The 16,676-nt window shown below is 63.7% G+C and carries 12 protein-coding genes; 9 read left to right on the top strand and 3 right to left on the bottom strand.

Features of this window, described 5'->3' with window-relative positions; translation table 11 throughout:
• Window positions 1-95: 95 nt before the first annotated feature.
• Window positions 96-722: a class I SAM-dependent methyltransferase gene (locus B5525_RS12815; protein WP_079566333.1), complete on the top strand. Its 627-nt coding sequence runs from the start codon at window positions 96-98 to the stop codon at window positions 720-722.
• 99 nt (window positions 723-821) lie between these two features.
• Here B5525_RS12815 and B5525_RS12820 read toward each other — a convergent pair whose 3' ends face one another.
• The 3 genes from B5525_RS12820 to B5525_RS12830 all read right to left on the bottom strand — a co-directional run bounded on the left by B5525_RS12820 (window position 822) and on the right by B5525_RS12830 (window position 5,091).
• Entirely contained in the window at window positions 822-2,054 is a 1,233-nt protein-coding gene (locus B5525_RS12820) for an ABC transporter substrate-binding protein (protein WP_244567887.1), read from the bottom strand.
• Window positions 2,055-2,116: 62 nt separating this feature from the next.
• Window positions 2,117-3,670 carry an acyl-CoA synthetase gene (locus B5525_RS12825; RefSeq protein ID WP_079566335.1) on the bottom strand — a complete coding sequence of 518 codons (1,554 nt, stop codon included), beginning with the start codon at window positions 3,668-3,670 and terminating at the stop codon, window positions 2,117-2,119.
• Window positions 3,671-4,518: 848 nt separating this feature from the next.
• Window positions 4,519-5,091: an SEFIR domain-containing protein gene (locus tag B5525_RS12830; protein ID WP_079566336.1), complete on the bottom strand. Its 573-nt coding sequence runs from the start codon at window positions 5,089-5,091 to the stop codon at window positions 4,519-4,521.
• 316 nt (window positions 5,092-5,407) lie between these two features.
• Between B5525_RS12830 and B5525_RS12835 the strand changes: the two genes are divergently transcribed.
• The 8 genes from B5525_RS12835 (at window position 5,408) to B5525_RS12870 (ending at window position 16,466) form a co-directional block, all read left to right on the top strand.
• The gene (locus B5525_RS12835; RefSeq protein ID WP_079573293.1) at window positions 5,408-6,562 is read left to right on the top strand and encodes an acyl-CoA dehydrogenase family protein; all 1,155 of its coding nucleotides are present in this window, start codon (window positions 5,408-5,410) and stop codon (window positions 6,560-6,562) included.
• 267 nt (window positions 6,563-6,829) lie between these two features.
• The gene (locus B5525_RS12840) at window positions 6,830-7,993 is read left to right on the top strand and encodes an acyl-CoA dehydrogenase family protein (RefSeq protein WP_079566337.1); all 1,164 of its coding nucleotides are present in this window, start codon (window positions 6,830-6,832) and stop codon (window positions 7,991-7,993) included.
• A gap of 412 nt (window positions 7,994-8,405) precedes the next feature.
• Window positions 8,406-9,062 carry a glutathione S-transferase family protein gene (locus B5525_RS12845; RefSeq protein WP_079566338.1) on the top strand — a complete coding sequence of 219 codons (657 nt, stop codon included), beginning with the start codon at window positions 8,406-8,408 and terminating at the stop codon, window positions 9,060-9,062.
• Window positions 9,063-9,270: 208 nt separating this feature from the next.
• On the top strand, window positions 9,271-10,050 hold the full coding sequence (locus tag B5525_RS12850) for an AraC family transcriptional regulator (protein WP_079566339.1): 780 nt from the start codon (window positions 9,271-9,273) through the stop codon (window positions 10,048-10,050).
• Window positions 10,051-10,129: 79 nt separating this feature from the next.
• Window positions 10,130-10,996, top strand: a complete 867-nt coding sequence (locus tag B5525_RS12855; RefSeq protein WP_079566340.1) for a 3-keto-5-aminohexanoate cleavage protein — start codon at window positions 10,130-10,132, stop codon at window positions 10,994-10,996.
• A 125-nt stretch (window positions 10,997-11,121) separates the two neighbouring features.
• Window positions 11,122-12,723, top strand: a complete 1,602-nt coding sequence (locus tag B5525_RS12860) for an AMP-binding protein (RefSeq protein WP_079566341.1) — start codon at window positions 11,122-11,124, stop codon at window positions 12,721-12,723.
• A 144-nt stretch (window positions 12,724-12,867) separates the two neighbouring features.
• On the top strand, window positions 12,868-14,484 hold the full coding sequence (locus B5525_RS12865; protein ID WP_079566342.1) for an acyl-CoA carboxylase subunit beta: 1,617 nt from the start codon (window positions 12,868-12,870) through the stop codon (window positions 14,482-14,484).
• Entirely contained in the window at window positions 14,481-16,466 is a 1,986-nt protein-coding gene (locus B5525_RS12870) for an acetyl-CoA carboxylase biotin carboxylase subunit (protein WP_079566343.1), read from the top strand. Before B5525_RS12865 ends, B5525_RS12870 begins: the two co-directional genes overlap by 4 nt.
• Window positions 16,467-16,676: the final 210 nt, after the last annotated feature.

Consider the following 16,676-nt stretch of genomic DNA (forward strand, 5'->3'; position numbering starts at 1 on the left):
TCGGTGTATTCCGGTCGCAAGCTGCAAGCGAACCGCCCGTCGGAACGGTCTAATTTGCCAATTCGCACGACCGCCGCCTGGCGGAGGAGGCAGTCATGAACGACCCGAGCCGCAGGGATCATTGGCAGAATGTCTACACTGCCAAGAGCGAAAACCAGGTCAGCTGGTTTGAGGAAACACCTGCGCTTTCGCTTGAGCTGATCGGCCTTGCCGGGGCGGTGCCGGGCTCCGGCATCATCGACATCGGCGGCGGGGCGTCGCGGCTCGTGGACCGCCTGGTTTCGCAAGGCTACGAGGACGTGACCGTGCTCGATCTATCGGCGGCGGCGCTCGCCTCGGCGCGATCGCGCGTGGGCGACAAGGCAAAGCGGGTGACATGGATTGTGGCCGACGTGACCGCTTGGGAGCCATCGCGGAGCTATGATATCTGGCACGACAGGGCGGCATTTCACTTTCTTACCGACCCCCGCGACCAAGCCGCCTATCTGGCGCGGCTGCGGCTGGCCTTGCGGCCGGGCGGATATGCCATCATCGGCACGTTCGCGCCCGACGGGCCCGAACGCTGCAGCGGCCTGCTCGTCAGCCGCTACGACGCAAGCAGCCTGGCCGCAACGCTGGGAAGCGGCTTTGAGGTAATCGATACAAGGCCGCAGGAGCACGTTACGCCCTGGGGCGCAACGCAGAAGTTTCGGTTCACGACGTTCCGGCGCGAGCCGGGCTGATGATCTGCGCCGCAGCTGGTCTGGTCTAGCCCGGGGAGCGGCCCCGTCATACCGGGTCTGCGCCTGGCGGCGCATCCCGGAATGACGTCGCGTTGGCTATTAGCCCCCCGTCTCGGCGCTGATGATGTCGCCGAACAGCACCCATTGGCCGTTCTTGAACTGCATCATCTTGAGCTGTTCGATCGGTGCGAAGTCGGTGGCCGAGGTGTTGATCCTGATGCCGGGGATCAGCGTATCCGGCACGAAATCCCTCAGGCTGGCGGCCTGCTTCATCACGTTTTCCCGTGTCAGGTTGTCGCCCGCCTGCTTCAGCACCTGCACCATGGTCTGCGCCGCGGCGTAGCCATAGACCAAATTGGCGTCGGAGATGTTGGCGCCCGGCATGTATTTGTCGATGAACGTCATGAACTTCTTCATGCCTTCGTCGTTCGCCCATTGGCTGTCGGAGGCGTCCTTGAGATAGCCGGCCGACAGCACGCCTTCGGAGGCGTCGAGGCCGGCGGGCTTCATCACTGCGCCGATCGAGATCGAGACGTCGGTCATGACATGCATCGGCTTCCATTCCAGCTCCGCCATCTTCTTGATGGCTTGCGCCGCAAATTTCGGCGTCGAGATGTTGACGAACACATCGGCGCCGGTGCCCTTCAGCTTGACGATGTGGGAATCGATCGAGGGTTCGGTGGTCTCGTAGCTCTCCTCGGCAATCAGGATTGAGGAGGTCTTGTCGCCGAACACTTCCTTCAGGCCGGCGACGTAGTCCTTGCCGAAATCGTCATTGGCGTAGAATACCGCGACCTTCGCGTTCGGCTTTTCCTTCATGATGTACTTCGCAAAGATCCGCGCCTCGACGCGGTAGCTCGGCTGGAAGCCCATGGTCCAGGGAAAATCCTTCGGGTCGTTCCACTTGCTGGCGCCGGTGGCGAGGAACAGTTGCGGGACCTTCTTGGCGTTCTGGTATTTCTGCACGGCGGTCTGGGTCGGCGTGCCCAGCGCGTTGAACACCAGAAAAACTTCGTCGCTCTCGATCAGCTTGCGCACCTGCTCGACCGTCTTTGGCGGGCTGTAGCCGTCGTCATAGCTCACAAAATTGATCTTGCGGCCGTTCACGCCGCCCTGGTCGTTGATCATCTTGAAATAGGCATCCTCGATCTTGCCGATCACGCCATAGGCGGAGGCCGGTCCCGAATAGGCCTCGACATTGCCAATCTTGATTTCGGTGTCGGAGGCGCCGGTGTCGTATTTCTTTTGCGCCAGCGCGCCTTGCGTGGTCAGTGCGGCGAAAGCGGCCGCGGCGGCGAAGGAGGTCGCTAAGGACAGTTTCTTGTTATTCACGGGAACAATACCTTTCATGAAGTGAGGATGAGGAGACGAGCGGGAGGATAGGCACAGAGGCATCAGGAGGCAGCGGCTTTGGCGATATCGGCGGGCGCGGGAGTTGCAAAATTCTTGCGCAGGGTCGGCTTGTGGATCTTGCCGGTGGCGTTGCGCGGCAGGGCGTCGACGAATTGAATCACATGCGGACGCTTGAAGCGCGCCAGGTTGGCGGCGCAATGTGCGTGGATCTCGCTCTCGGTGATGCTGTGTCCCGGTTTCACCGCGATGATCGCCATCCCGGTTTCGCCCCACTGCTCGCTGGCGATGCCGATCACGGCGGCTTCGGCGATCGCCGCGAGCTGGTGCAGCACGTTCTCGACTTCGGCCGGATAGACGTTCTCGCCGCCGGAAATGTACATGTCCTTCCAGCGGTCGACGATGTAGTAGAAACCTTCCTCGTCGATGCGCGCGGCGTCGCCGGTGTGCAGCCAGCCGTCGGTGAAGGACGAAGCGTTGGCGTCGGGCCGGTTCCAGTAGCCGGGCGTGATGTTCGGCCCCTTGACCCATAATTCGCCTGTTACGCCAACCGCGGCGTCCCGCCCGTCGGGGGTCACGATTCTTACTTCCGTGTGCAGCACCGGCTTGCCGGAGGAGCCGGCCTTGCGGGCGGCGTCCTCCTTGTCGAGCGTCAGCACCGCGGGGCTGGTCTCGGTCATGCCGTAGCCCTGCTGCAGTGCTACCCCGCGCTCCTCCCACACTTTCAGCAGCGGCACCGGCATCGGCGCGCCGCCGACGCCGCCGTTGACGAGGCGGCTGAAGTCGGCGGTCGCGAAGGAAGGATGCTGCGCCATGAACTGATAGATCGAGGGCACGCCGAAGAACACGTTGATGCGCTGCGCGGGGTCGCTGATCACGGCAAGCGCGAGCCCCGGATCGAACGCGCGCATGATCAGCACGGTGCCGCCGGCATGCAGCACCGGGTTGGTGTAGCAATTGAGCCCGCCGGTATGAAACAGCGGCAGCACCGTGAGCAACACCGACGAGGGCGAGATGTAGGCGGGGCCGCCGAGATTGACGCAATTCCAGAACGTCATGCCGTGGGTGATGATGACGCCCTTCGGCTGGCCCGTGGTGCCCGAGGTGTACATGATGGTCGAGATGTCATCGAGCGTCACGATCTCGATCTCGTCGAGCGGTTTTGCAGCCGCGATCGCGGCCTCGTAGGAGCCGCCGGGCCCCAGCAGCAGCGTGGAGTCGACCTTGCACAGTTTTGAAACCGACAGCGCGATCTCGGCGAGGTCGGCATCATGGACCATCAGCCGTGGCGCCGCGTCGCCGACGATGTAGTGCAGTTCGGGAACGGTGAGCCGGGTGTTCAGCGGCAGGAACACGGCACCGATACGCCCGCACGCGAACTGCACCTCCAGCGTATCGGTTGTGTTGAGCGCGAGCACGGCGACGCGGTCGCCGCGCTGGATGCCGAGGCCCCGGCGCAGATGCGCGGCGAGTCGGGAAATGCGGGCATCGAATTGCGCGTAGGTGAAGCGGCGCCCGCTGGCGAGATCGACGGCCGCGACCTTGTCCGGCGTGCGGCGTCCGAAATGCGCGATCCAGTCATAGTGACGAACTGGCAAAAATTTTCCTCCCCGGTTCAGCGGTCTTGTGCCCTGATCCCGTGCATGGCGTGCAGCATGCCCAACTTCGCTCCCATTGGCCAGCGGGTGTTTTGTGCATGATGCCGCGTCGAAGCCAGTTCGGGGCAGGATGCAAAGGCTGTCTTGCGTCGAGTGGCTGGGGAGGGGGTCAAAATCCGGATACCGTTATTGGCAAGCGATACCGTCGTTGCAAGATGCCGTCATTGCGAGCGCAGCGAAGCAATCCAGCTTTCTTTCTTGCCGCGCGATGGATTGCTTCACTGCGCTCGCAATGACGAAGGGATGTGCGCCCGCATTCTCGCCGCACGTTCCGCGCGAGGTTTGGCCTGCTCGTTCCGCCCTCTCATTTCAGAGGGCGCAGGGAATGCCGGGCGCCCGATGCGCCCGATAGCCGCGTGTGCAATGAGTGTGGTAGAGCGCACACGCGTTGGTCAGGTCACACCGGAAAACGCCCGGCATTCCCCGCGCAATGGTTTTAACGGCTTCCTTCGCGCTCTTCCCGGTGACCGGGCTTTCTTGCCACCGTCGCCCCTGAGAAATTTGCATCTCAAGAACTTGACGCCAGCGTCGGGGCGTCAGAACCACACGACTTCTCCGTCCGCGTCAGGCGCCGTCGTCTACAGCACCATTCGCGTCCACCGCATCCCGCCCCTACGTTCGTGACGTTGCGCAACGCCCCTCTGAGTGGGGCGGGACGGGATCGGTATATTGCTGATTTGGGGTCGGGGTCAAGAAGAAATTCGGAAAATCAGAATGTGGCCAAATTCGGAAATTCGCCGGAGGCCACCCCGTCGGCCGTTTCACGGCCCACGCTAGCTCAAGTTAGTTTACGCATGCTTCCCAAGCTTGTCGGCACCCGTAAGTTCACGCACGGGAAGACTATGGTAATTCCATCTCGGGAGAAACAATCCGTCGGCCTTTCCGAGCTGAGGTTTTGGATATGCGGGCTTATTGAATATCCATCTTAGAAGTTGTTCGAAATTTTCCGCGAAAATGTCTTCTTTGCTCAAATCAATGTGAAGACGAGATTGATAGTAGGTGGGAACATAAGGTTTCCCCTCCCCGTCGGTTTCAGAGATCACGCAAACAAACTTATTTTGGTCCTGAACCTTCTTGTAGATATGCGGGGTAATGATTTGCGTTTCGGTGCCGACGCCGCCTTGTCGTCCATCAGCCTTTTCTGCGTACTTTCTATCTGAAACTACAATTACCTTCTTGATGCTTTTGTCTGTGACAATTCGCTCCATGAACGCGATAGCGTCGTCACCCTCTTTCAAGTCCCATTTGTCAAAAATGACGTCGACGCCGCTCTCTCGAAGCTGAGTTGCTAAATCGAGAACCCACTGCTGATGATCGAGAGAACTCCAGCTGTACGAGATAAAGGCTTTAGGCGCGGTCATTCAATCTACGTCCTTGCGAATCGGGTGCCACGTACGATGGCACAATGCAGGGTAGCAATACGAATATTGCTATCTTCTCCGGGCTATTCACAGTCCGGCTGCATTGAGGTTTTGGTCGCTGGCGTCTCGCCTGCGGAGGCACCCCCCACCCGACTGGCCTTCGGCCAGCCACCCTCCCCACCGCAAGTGCGGGGGGAGGGATAAGAGAAGCGCCTTTCGGGTGTGGCTTGATCCGTCCAACTCGGCCGCATGCCAGCCACTCGACGCAAGCCCGCGCCGGCCGATACCGGCCAAGGTGATTCCTCGGGAGAACACGATGCTGGAGCGCAGCCGGGCGCAGAGCCCGTTTTATACGGAAGAGCACGAAGCGTTCCGCGACGTAATGCGCGGCTTTGTTTCGCGTGAAATCGAGCCTTACGCCAGCGCGTGGGACGAAGCCGGCGAATTCCCCCGCGAGCTCTATGCCAAGGCGGCCGGCATCGGCCTTTTGGCGCTCGGCTTCCCGGAGGAGTGCGGCGGCGTGCCCGCTGATCAATTCATGAAGATCGTGGCTTCGCAGGAACTGGCGCGCGCCGGGGCCGGCGGCGTCAGCGCCAGCCTGATGAGCCACACCATCGGTTCACCGCCGATCGCGCGCGCGGCGCGGCCCGACATCAAGGCGCGGGTGCTACCGGAGGTGCTGTCGGGCGCGAAGATCTCGGCGCTGGCGATCACCGAACCCGGCGGCGGCTCGGATGTCGCCAATCTCCGCACCAAGGCGCGGCGCGACGGCGATCATTATGTCGTCAACGGCGAGAAAACTTTTATCACCTCGGGCATGCGCGCGGACTATCTGACGGTCGCGGTGCGAACCGGCGGGGAGGGGGCGGATGGCGTCAGCCTGCTTTTGACCGAAGGCGATACGCCGGGCCTGTCGCGCACCAAACTCAAGAAAATGGGCTGGTGGGCGTCGGACACCGCGACGCTTCATTTCGACGATTGCCGCGTGCCCGCTCAAAACCTGATCGGCGAGGAAGGCCAGGGTTTTAAGCTGATCATGCAGAATTTCAACAGCGAGCGGATGGGCATGGCGGCGAGCTGCACGGCGTACGCCCGCGTCTGCGTCGAGGATGCGATCGCCTATGCCAAAGAGCGCCATACCTTCGGCAAGCCGATCTCGCAGCATCAGGTGATCCGCCACAAGCTGGTCGACATGGCGCAGCGCGTCGCGGCCTCGCAGGCGATGCTGGAAATGCTGGCCTGGCGGCTCGGGCAGGGCGAAAGCCCGGTCGCCGAAATCTGCATGATGAAGAACCAGGCCACGCAGACCATGGCGTTCTGCGCCTCCGAGGCGGTGCAGATCTTCGGCGGCGCCGGCTACATGCGCGGCATCAAGGTCGAGCGCATCTATCGCGAGGTCAAGGTCAACGCGATCGGCGGCGGCACCGAGGAGATCATGAAGGACCTGGCGAGCCGGCAGATGGGGCTGTGATATTCCGTCATGGCCGGGACAAGTCCGGCCATGACGAGCAAACTGAAGAGTCATCGCGCTGGTCGCGGGCTCAGTAAGATTAGCTCCCCTCCCTCCACGCGCAGCGTGGCGGGGAGGGGTTGGGGGTGGGGGGTGGTGTGGCGAGTTCTCGCTCTCGTGCTGGCACTGAGCCCGCTGAAGCACCCCCCACCCCCGACCCCTCCCCGCCGCTGCGCGGGGGGGAGGGGGGTAGACGAAGCGCGCCGCCCGGAATGACAGGGAACAAAAATGCTCTTTACCGCCGACCATGACGAGCCGCGCCGCGCCTTGCAAAAATTCATCGCCGCCGAGATCAATCCCTTTGTCGACGAATGGGAGAAGGCGGAGCAGTTTCCCTCGCACGAGCTGTTCAAGAAGCTCGGCGATCTCGGCTTTCTCGGGCTCAACAAGCCGGTGAAGTTCGGCGGCCAGGGGCTCGATTACAGCTACGCGCTGATGATGGCGGAGGAACTCGGCGCCATCAGATGCGGCGGTGTGCCGATGGCGATCGGGGTGCAGACCGATATGGCGACGCCCGCGCTGGCGCGGTTCGGCTCCGACGAGGTGCGGCGCGAATTTCTGGCGCCGGCGATTGCTGGCGATGCGGTGGCGTGCGTCGGTGTCTCCGAGCCGGGCGCCGGTTCCGACGTCGCCTCGATCAAGACCAGCGCGCGCTCCGACGGCGACGACTACGTCATCAATGGCGGCAAGATGTGGATTACCAATGGCGTCAAGGCCGACTGGATCTGCCTGCTCGCCAATACCGGCGACGGGCCGGTGCATCGCAACAAGTCGCTGATCTGCGTGCCCATGAAGTCAAGGGGTGTCGAGGTCGCGCGAAAACTCGACAAGATGGGCATGCGCTCGTCCGATACCGCGCAGATCTTCTTCGACAATGTGCGGGTGCCGAAGCGCAACCGGATCGGCGAGGAGGGCAAGGGTTTTACCTACCAGATGATCCAGTTCCAGGAGGAGCGGCTGTGGGGTGCTGCCGCCTGCCTGAAGGCGCACGAATTCATCATTGCCGAGACCATCGAATACACCCGCAACCGCAAGGCGTTCGGCGGCTCGATCCTCGACAACCAAATCGTGCACTTTAAATTGGCGGAACTGCAGACCGAGGTCGAGCTGCTGCGCTCGCTGATCTACCGCGCCGCGGAAGCTTTGGTCGCGGGCGAAGATGTGACCAGGCTCGCGACCATGGCCAAGCTGAAGGCCGGACGGCTGGGACGCGAATTGACCGACGCCTGCCTGCAATATTGGGGCGGCATGGGTTTCATGAACGAAACGCCGGTGAGCCGCGCCTATCGCGACAGCCGCCTGACCTCGATCGGCGGCGGCGCCGACGAGGTGATGCTGATGGTATTGTGCAAGATGATGGGTACATTGCCGGGAGCGCGACAAAAGCAATAGGTAGACCTCATTCCTGCGTGACGGCTTTGCCGTTATCGCTGGAGGAGGCGCACTTGCGCCGTCTCGAAGGACGAGTTGTGTTGCTCATGGTTCGAGACGCGCGAAGTCGCTCCTCACCATGAGGGTCATCTTCTCCCCTCCCTCCGCGAAGCGGCGGGGAGGGGTCGGGGGTGGGGGGTGGTGCGGCAAGTTCTCGCTCTCGTTCTGGCACTGCGCCCGCTGAAACACCCCCCACCCCCAACCCCTCCCCGCCACGCGCGCTGCGCGTGGAGGGAGGGGAGCTCATGATCTCATCCTACGACCCTCGTTGGGAGGGAGGGGAGCTCATGAACTCGCTCACCGCCGATCGCACTTGCGGATGGTTCACCGGCGTTCCAGACTGGTCTGAAATCAGGAGAAGGGAAAACGCCGGATGATCACGCTTTACCATTGCGACGCGGCGCGCTCGTTCCGGCCGCTGTGGATGCTGGAAGAAATGGGGCTGCCCTATGAGCTGAAAATGCTGCCGTTCCCACCGCGGGTGTTCGCCAAGGAGTACCTCGCGCTCAATCCGCTCGGCACCATTCCCTTCATGATCGATGGCGAAACGAAGATGACAGAATCTTCCGGCATCTGTCACTATCTCGGCGCGAAATACGGCCCGACGCCGCTGGTCGTCGGCGTCGACGAGCCGGCCTACGGCGCGTTCCTGAACTGGATGTATTTTTCCGACGCCACGCTGACTTTTCCGCAGACCCTGGTGCTGCGCTACACCCAGCTCGAGCCGGAAGAGCGGCGCAATCCGCAGGTCGCCACCGACTACGCCAAATGGTTTTTGGGGCGGCTGCGCGCGGTCGAAGCCGCGACGGCGAGTGCGGAGACGCTGGTCGCCGGCCGCTTCACCGCGGCCGACATCGTGATCGGCTATGCCCTGCGGCTGGCCGAGACCATCGGCCTGGCCCGGGATTTCGGACCCAACGTCGCGGCCTACTGGGCGCGCCTGAAGGCGCGCGACGGCTACCAGCGGGCGGTGGCCGCGGAAACCCGGGCCGGGGCCGAACAGAACGTGGCCCCCCGCGTCCGCGCCTGATCCTTTCGTCATTCCGGGATGGTGCGCAGCACCAGCCCCGGAATCTCGAGATTCCGGGTTCGACACTTCGTGTCGCCCCGGAATGACGGCGCTCCAGATCCTCCGATGTGCAATTGCACATCGGAGTTCGATGCTTCGCATCGCCCCGGAAAGACGCTATGGTTGACCTCACGCAGCGGCCGCAAGAGCCGCGCCGGGAGGGTCGACCATGGACGAAAAAGGCTGCGAATCCGGCCATTTGATGCTGATTACGCCCGAACGCGTGTTTTACGCGGGCCTGCTCGGCCGTCCGCGCCAGCGCGGCTCGGGCGCGTTCCACGTCTATGTCGCGATCCAGGGCGGCTTGCGGCTATCGGTCGAAGGCCGCGGTGAGAGCTATGGCGAACTGGCGGTGGTTCAGCCCGACGTGCGGCACACCATCGCCAGCGACTATCGCTCGGTGATCTGCGTCCTTGTAGAGCCCGAAACCGTCGCAGCCGGCGCGCTCGACGATCTCGCTAGGCGCCTGTCGGGAGCGGAGCGAAGGTTTTTCGCCAACCGTATCCGCGCGGCCTACCAGCAATTGCTGCTCGAGCCCTGTGCCGGCGATCTCGGCAGTAGCGCGTTCGACATCATGTGCTTCGGCGAGGCGCTGCCGCGGCGCGGCCTCGATCCGCGCGTGACGCGCGCGATCGCGCAGATCGGCCGGTTCTGCGGCGAGCCGGTGACGGCGGCAAGCTGCGCCGCGGAAGCCGGGCTGTCCTCGTCGCGTTTCCTGCATTTGTTCAAGCAGGAGACCGGCATCTCGTTCCGCGCTTTCCGCGCCTGGAAACGCGCGCGCCATCTGCTGCATTTCGCCAACCAGGATCTCAATCTCGCGCATCTGGCGCAGGATATCGGCTATCCCGACTCCACGCATTTCAGCCATTCGATCCGCAGGTTCTACGGGCTGAAGCCGCGCGCGATTTTCTCGGGCTCGCGCGATCTCGCGATCCGGATCGGCAGGTAGCGCATGGACGCAAGAAGCCGGATGACGACGCACGCATGATCGCTATGGTCGCATCCCGGCCCCAAGCGAGAGTCCATCCATGAGCGACAAGGCCGTCATCACCTGCGCGCTGAACGGCGTGCTGACCGACCCGAAACAGCATCACGTGCCGGTCACCCCGGAGGAAATGGCGCGCGAGGCGAAGGCGGCCTTCGATGCCGGCGCCAGCATCATGCATATCCATCTGCGCCAGCAGGCGCCGGGCAAGGGACATCTGCCGTCCTGGGAGGTCGCGGTGTCCCGCGAAATCCAGCAGGCGATCCGCGAGGCCTGTCCGGGCGTCATCATCAATCACACCACGGGCCAGTCAGGCCCGGACTACAAGGGCCCGCTCGATTGCGTGCGCGAGACCAGGCCGGAGATCGCGGCCTGCAACGCCGGGTCGCTGAATTATCTGAAGGTAAAGGCCGACAACAGTTGGGCGTGGCCGCCGATGCTGTTCGACAATTCGGTCGAGAAGGTCGGCGACTATCTCGACGTGATGAAACAGGCCGGCACGATTCCCGAATTCGAATGTTTCGACGTCGGCATCGTGCGCTGCGTCGGGATGTACCGGCAGACCGGGATGTATTCGGGCCCGCTGGAGTATAATTTCGTGATGGGCGTGGCGTCGGGCATGCCGGCCGATCCGGAATTGCTGCCGATATTGTTGAAGCTGAAGGCGCCGGAAGCGCACTGGCAGGTCACCGCGATCGGACGGGCGGAAATCTGGCCGGTGCACCAGCGCTGCGCCGACCTCGGCGGTCATCTGCGCTCCGGCCTGGAAGACACCTTCTATCTCGGCGACGGCACCAAGGTGACCTCGAACGGGCAGTTGGTCGAAGCACTCGCGGCCTGCGCCCGTCGCGCCGGCCGCGCTATCGCCAGCCCCGCGGAAGCGCGGCAGATTTTTGGGGTCAGGCATTAGCGTCAATCAAGCCTGACCGTCATTGCGAGCGAAGCGAAGCAATCCATGCCGCAACACAAAGAAAAAATGGATTGCTTCGTCACTTCGCTCCTCGCAATGACGAAATAATGAGGGAGCGAAATCATATGACCAACCTCGCAGCCACCGGCGGCGTGCCGGGCCCGGGCCGGATCGGGCGGGTCGCGATCGGCGATCTGTTGAAGCGCGCGGCGGCGCGGTTTCCGGATCGGACCGCGCTCACCGACGGCGCGCGGCGGGTGAGTTTTGCCGAAATCGAGCGCGACGCCAATCGCTTCGCCAACTACCTCGTAGCGCGGGGCTTGAAGCCTGGCGAGAAGATTTCGACCATCTGCAACAACTCGGTCGAATTCGTCAAAGCGCTGTTCGGCATTCACCGCGCCGGCCTCGTCTGGGTCCCCATCAACACCATGCTCGGCCCGGCCGACATGGATTACATCCTCGACCATGCCGAGGTGAATTTTGCGATCATCGACGACAATCTCTATGCGCAAGCTGAGCGGCGCGCGGCGCTGCAAAAGCGCGGCATCGACCTGATCGCGATCGATCTCGCCGGGACCGCCGCCGCTGCGGGGCTCAAAGATTTCAACAATCTGACAAAAGGTCGATCCGAGATCGAGCCGGAGATCGAGATCGACGATCGCGATCTCGCCATGATCATCTACACCTCAGGCACGACGTCGCGGCCGAAGGGCGCGATGCATTGCCATCTCGCGGTGGTCATGGCGGTCATGAGCAATTGCATCGAGATGCAGCTTGGCCGCGACGACGGCATCACCGGGCAGTTTCCGCTGTTCCATTGCGCTGGCCACGTGCTGCTGCTGAGTTACCTTTCGGTCGGCGGCCGCATGGCGCTGATGCGCGGCTTCGATCCGGTCGTGTGCATGGAAGCGATCGTGCGCGACAAGCTCACCGTCTTCGTCGGCCTGTCGCTGATGTATCAGGCGATCCTCGATCATCCGCGCCGCAAAGAGTTCGATCTCAGGGGTCTTCGCGCCTGCATCTATACCATGGCGCCGATGGGCCGCCCGCTGCTGGAGCGCGCCATCGCCGATCTCTGCCCGAATTTTGTTCTGTCGAGCGGCCAGACCGAGATGTATCCGGCCACCACGATGTCGCGCCCCGAGGTCCAGCTTCAGCGCTTCGGCAATTACTGGGGCGAATCGCTGATCGTGAACGAGACCGCGATCATGGACGATGTCGGCAATCTGTTAGCCCATGGCCATGCCGGCGAACTCGTGCATCGCGGGCCCAATGTGATGATGGGCTATTACAAGGACCCGAAGGCGACCGAAGAGGCGCGCAAATTCGGCTGGCACCATACCGGTGATCTCGCCTTGATCGACGAAAATGGCGAGGTGCTGTTCCTCGACCGCAAGAAGGACATGATCAAGTCCGGCGGCGAGAACATCGCCTCCGTCAAGATCGAGGAGACGCTGCTCGCCCATCCCGCCGTGCAGAACGCCGCCGTGGTCGGCCTGCCGCATCCGCAATGGGGCGAGGCGGTCTCGGCCTTCGTCAAATTGAAGCCGGGTGCCGTGGCCGACGAGGCCGGCCTGTCGGAGCATTGCCGCCAGCATCTCGGCGGCTTCCAGGTGCCGAAATTCATCCGCATCCTCGATGAAATGCCGATGACCGCGACCGGCAAATTGCGCAAGGTCGAACTGCGCCAGGCCTTTGCCGATTATTTTGCGAAGGAGCGGGCGTAGCGGTGGCTTCCGCCCCAACAACTCTCAGTCATTCCGGGGCGACGCGAAGCGTCGAACTACGATGTGCAATTGCACATCTGAGAATCTCGAGATTCCGGGTTCGCGCTGACGCGCGCCCCGGAATGACGAAGAAGCAGGATATCCATGGCCATCATTGAATCGACCATCGCCCCGTCCAGCGCCGCCTACAAGGCCAACCGTGAGGGTATGCTGGCGCTGATTGCGCGGCTGCGCAGCCTTGAGGAGCGGGCGCGCGCGGCGTCGGCCGCGGCCAAGGACCGCTTTCACAAGCGCGGGCAGCTTTTGCCGCGCGAGCGCGTGGCGCTGGTGCTCGATCCCGGCGCGCCCTTCATCGAGCTCTCGACGCTCGCGGGTTACGGCTTCGACGTGCCCGATCCCGACAAGAGCGTCCCGGGCGGCGGGCTGATCGCGGGCATCGGATTCGTCGCCGGCATCCGCTGCATGATCAGCGCCAGCGATTCCGGCATCGATGCCGGCGCGCTGCAACCCTACGGCCTCGACAAGACGCTGCGGGTGCAGGAACTGGCGCTGGAGAACAAGCTGCCTTACGTGCAGCTGGTCGAAAGCGCCGGCGCCAATTTGCTGCGTTACCGCGTCGAGGATTTTGTCCGTGGCGGCAACATCTTTCGCAACCTCGCGAGGCTGTCCGCGGCAGGCCTCCCGGTGGTGACGGTGACGCATGGCTCGTCGACCGCCGGCGGCGCCTACCAGACGGGTCTATCCGATTACATCGTGATGGTGCGCGGCCGCACCCGCGCGTTTCTCGCGGGCCCGCCGCTGCTGAAGGCCGCCACGGGAGAAATCGCCACCGAAGAGGAACTCGGCGGCGCCGAGATGCATACCAGTATCTCGGGCCTTGGCGACTATCTCGCCGAGGACGACCGCGACGCGCTGCGGATCGCGCGCGACATCATGGCCAATCTGGAATGGGACCGCCCGGCCGCGAGCACGACCGCGCACCGCCCGCCGCGCCACGATCCCGAGGAACTGCTCGGCATCATGGCGATGGACCACAAGCGCCCCGTGGACATGCGGCAGGTGATCGCGCGGATCGTCGACGATTCCGATTTCACCGGGTTCGGCGTCAATTACGGCCCCGCCACCGTGTGCGGCCACGCCCGCATCGAGGGCCAGGCGATCGGCATCATCACCAACAATGGCCCGCTCGATCCTGATGGCGCCAACAAGGCGACGCATTTCATCCAGGCCTGCTGTCAGTCGCGCACGCCGCTGCTCTATCTCAACAACACCACCGGCTACATGGTCGGCAAGGCCTACGAAGAAGCAGGCATGATCAAGCACGGCTCGAAGATGATCCAGGCCGTGACCTCGGCCACCGTGCCGCAGATCACGATCTATTGCGGCGCGTCGTTCGGCGCCGGCAATTACGGCATGTGCGGGCGCGGCTTCCACCCGCGCTTCTGTTTCTCCTGGCCCAACGCCAAGACCGCCGTGATGGGCGGCGAGCAGGCCGCCGAAACCATGGCGATCGTGACCGAAGCCGCGGCGATCCGGCGCGGCAAGCCGATCGAGAAGGAAAAGATCGAGGCGATGAAGGCGCAGATCACGGGCGTGTTCGACGGCCAGATGGACGTGTTCGCGACCAGCGCGCGCGTGCTCGACGACGGCGTGATCGATCCGCGCGACACCCGCGCGATCCTGAGCGAGGTGCTGGCGATCTGCCGCGAGGCCGAGGCGCGCACGCCGCAAGCCATGCAGTTCTCGGTGGCCCGGCCATGAGGAACGGGTCGACGAAAGTGACAGAATTCCGCAAGATCCTGATCGCCAACCGCGGCGAGATCGCACTACGCATCATGCGCACTGCGCGACGGCTGGGCTATGGCGTGGTCGCCGTCTATTCCGACGCCGACCGCGATGCCTTGCACGTACGCGAGGCCGTTGAAGCGGTACGGATCGGCGAGGCGCTGCCGGCGCAATCCTATCTGAATATCGCAGCGATCATCGCGGCGGCAAAAGCCGGCGGCGCCGACGCCGTCCATCCCGGCTACGGCTTCCTCGCCGAGAACGAGGATTTTGCGCAAGCCTGTCGCGAGGCGGATCTCGTGTTCATCGGGCCGTCGCCCGAGGCGATCAAGGCGATGGGCAACAAGGCCGGCGCCAAGGAGATCATGCTGGCGGCCGGCGTGCCCTGCGTACCCGGCTATCAGGGCGCGGACCAAAGCGACGCCGTGATGTCCGCGGAAGCGAACAAGATCGGCTTTCCTGTGATGATCAAGGCCGTCGCCGGCGGCGGCGGCCGCGGCATGCGGCTGGTCGCCGACGCGTCAGCTTTCCCCGATGCGCTGCGCAGCGCGCGGTCCGAGGCCAAAGCGGCGTTCGGCGACGCCACCGTGATCCTGGAGCGGGCGATCGTCGATCCCCGCCATATCGAAATCCAGGTGTTCGGTGACCGCCACGGTAACGCCATCCATCTCGGCGAGCGCGATTGTTCCGTGCAGCGGCGGCACCAGAAGCTGATCGAGGAAGCGCCGTCGCCGGCTGTGTCGCCGGAATTGCGGGCGCGGATGGGCGCCATTGCCGTCAACGCGATCAAGTCGCTTCGTTATGAGGGCGCGGGCACGCTGGAGTTCCTGTTGGATAAGAGCGGCGAATTCTACTTCATGGAGATGAACACGCGGCTGCAGGTCGAGCATCCCGTCACGGAGGCCATCACCGGGCTCGATCTGGTCGAACTGCAGCTGCGCGTCGCCAGCGGCGAGCCGCTCGGATTGAGGCAGGAGGATGTAACATTCTCCGGCCATGCGATCGAGGTGCGGCTGTGTTCGGAGGATGCGGCGCATGAGTTCATGCCGCAATCGGGGCGGATGGCGCTGTGGCAGATGCCCGGCGGATTGCGCGTCGAGCACGCGCTGCAATCCGGCAGCGATATTTCCCCGTTCTACGATTCGATGATCGCCAAGCTCGTCAGCCATGGCGCCACCCGCGACGAGGCGCGACGCAAGCTTATCTTTGGCCTCGAGCACACCGCCGCATTCGGCGTCACTACCAATCAGGCGTTTCTTGCGGCCTGCCTGCGGCATCCCGTGTTCGCCACGGGACAGGCGACGACCTCCTTTATCGGCAATCATCGCGACGAACTGCTGGGACCGTGCAAGGACGCCGGCGCTGACGCCGCACTCGCGGCGCTGCTGCTTTACGTCACCGATCCCTATGCGCCGCCATGGCGGGGCGGACGATCGCTGGCGGCGACGTTCCCGGTTCCCATCCGCGTCGAACTCGATCATGGCATCCGTGATCTCGAAGTCGGCCGCGAGCGCGATGGCAGCTATTGCGTGGGCCTGGAAAACGCCCTGTATCGAATCGAGATCGACGCTCTGGACAGCGATTCCATTTGCATCCGTCGGGACGGTCACAGCGAATCCTTCAAATGGTCCCGTGATGATGACCGGCTCTTCTTCCTGTACCGAGGGGTCACCGTGGCGGCCCGCGATCTCACGCTGGCAGCTCCCGCAACAGCGGCGGTGAACGGCAGCGACGGCAAGGTCCGCGCCGCGATGAGCGGCCGCGTCGTGGCGGTTCTGGTCAAGCCCGGCGACCGCGTCGCGGCCGGCCAGCCCGTGATGACGCTGGAAGCGATGAAGATGGAACACGTGCACGCCGCGCCGATCGCAGGCGTGATTGCCGCGATCGATGTCGTGGAGGGCGAGCAGGTCACGACGGGCAAGATCGTGGTCGAGATCGAGGCGGAGGCGCCGGCGTAGCGACACTTATTCCGTCATTCCGAGCGGCGCGCGCTTCGTTTCTGCTCCCCTCCCTCCGCGCAGCGGTGGGGAGGGGTCGGGGGTTGGGGGTGGTGCGGCAAGTTCTCGCTCTCGTGCTGGCACTGCGCCCGCTGAAACACCCCCCACCCCCAACCTCGAGAGCGAGCTTTGCTCGCCTCGGACCCCGCCACGCGCGATGCGCGTGGAGGG

The organism is Bradyrhizobium erythrophlei, from assembly GCF_900129505.1.
Lineage (GTDB): Bacteria > Pseudomonadota > Alphaproteobacteria > Rhizobiales > Xanthobacteraceae > Bradyrhizobium > Bradyrhizobium erythrophlei_D.

Bases quoted from the DNA above. Each gene is read 5' to 3' on its own strand.
- B5525_RS12815 (WP_079566333.1), top strand. From the start codon at position 96: ATGAACGACCCGAGCCGCAGGGATCATTGGCAGAATGTCTACACTGCC.
- B5525_RS12830 (WP_079566336.1), bottom strand. From the start codon at position 5,091: ATGACCGCGCCTAAAGCCTTTATCTCGTACAGCTGGAGTTCTCTCGAT.
- B5525_RS12835 (WP_079573293.1), top strand. From the start codon at position 5,408: ATGCTGGAGCGCAGCCGGGCGCAGAGCCCGTTTTATACGGAAGAGCAC.
- B5525_RS12840 (WP_079566337.1), top strand. From the start codon at position 6,830: ATGCTCTTTACCGCCGACCATGACGAGCCGCGCCGCGCCTTGCAAAAA.
- B5525_RS12845 (WP_079566338.1), top strand. From the start codon at position 8,406: ATGATCACGCTTTACCATTGCGACGCGGCGCGCTCGTTCCGGCCGCTG.
- B5525_RS12850 (WP_079566339.1), top strand. From the start codon at position 9,271: ATGGACGAAAAAGGCTGCGAATCCGGCCATTTGATGCTGATTACGCCC.
- B5525_RS12855 (WP_079566340.1), top strand. From the start codon at position 10,130: ATGAGCGACAAGGCCGTCATCACCTGCGCGCTGAACGGCGTGCTGACC.
- B5525_RS12860 (WP_079566341.1), top strand. From the start codon at position 11,122: ATGACCAACCTCGCAGCCACCGGCGGCGTGCCGGGCCCGGGCCGGATC.
- B5525_RS12865 (WP_079566342.1), top strand. From the start codon at position 12,868: ATGGCCATCATTGAATCGACCATCGCCCCGTCCAGCGCCGCCTACAAG.
- B5525_RS12870 (WP_079566343.1), top strand. From the start codon at position 14,481: ATGAGGAACGGGTCGACGAAAGTGACAGAATTCCGCAAGATCCTGATC.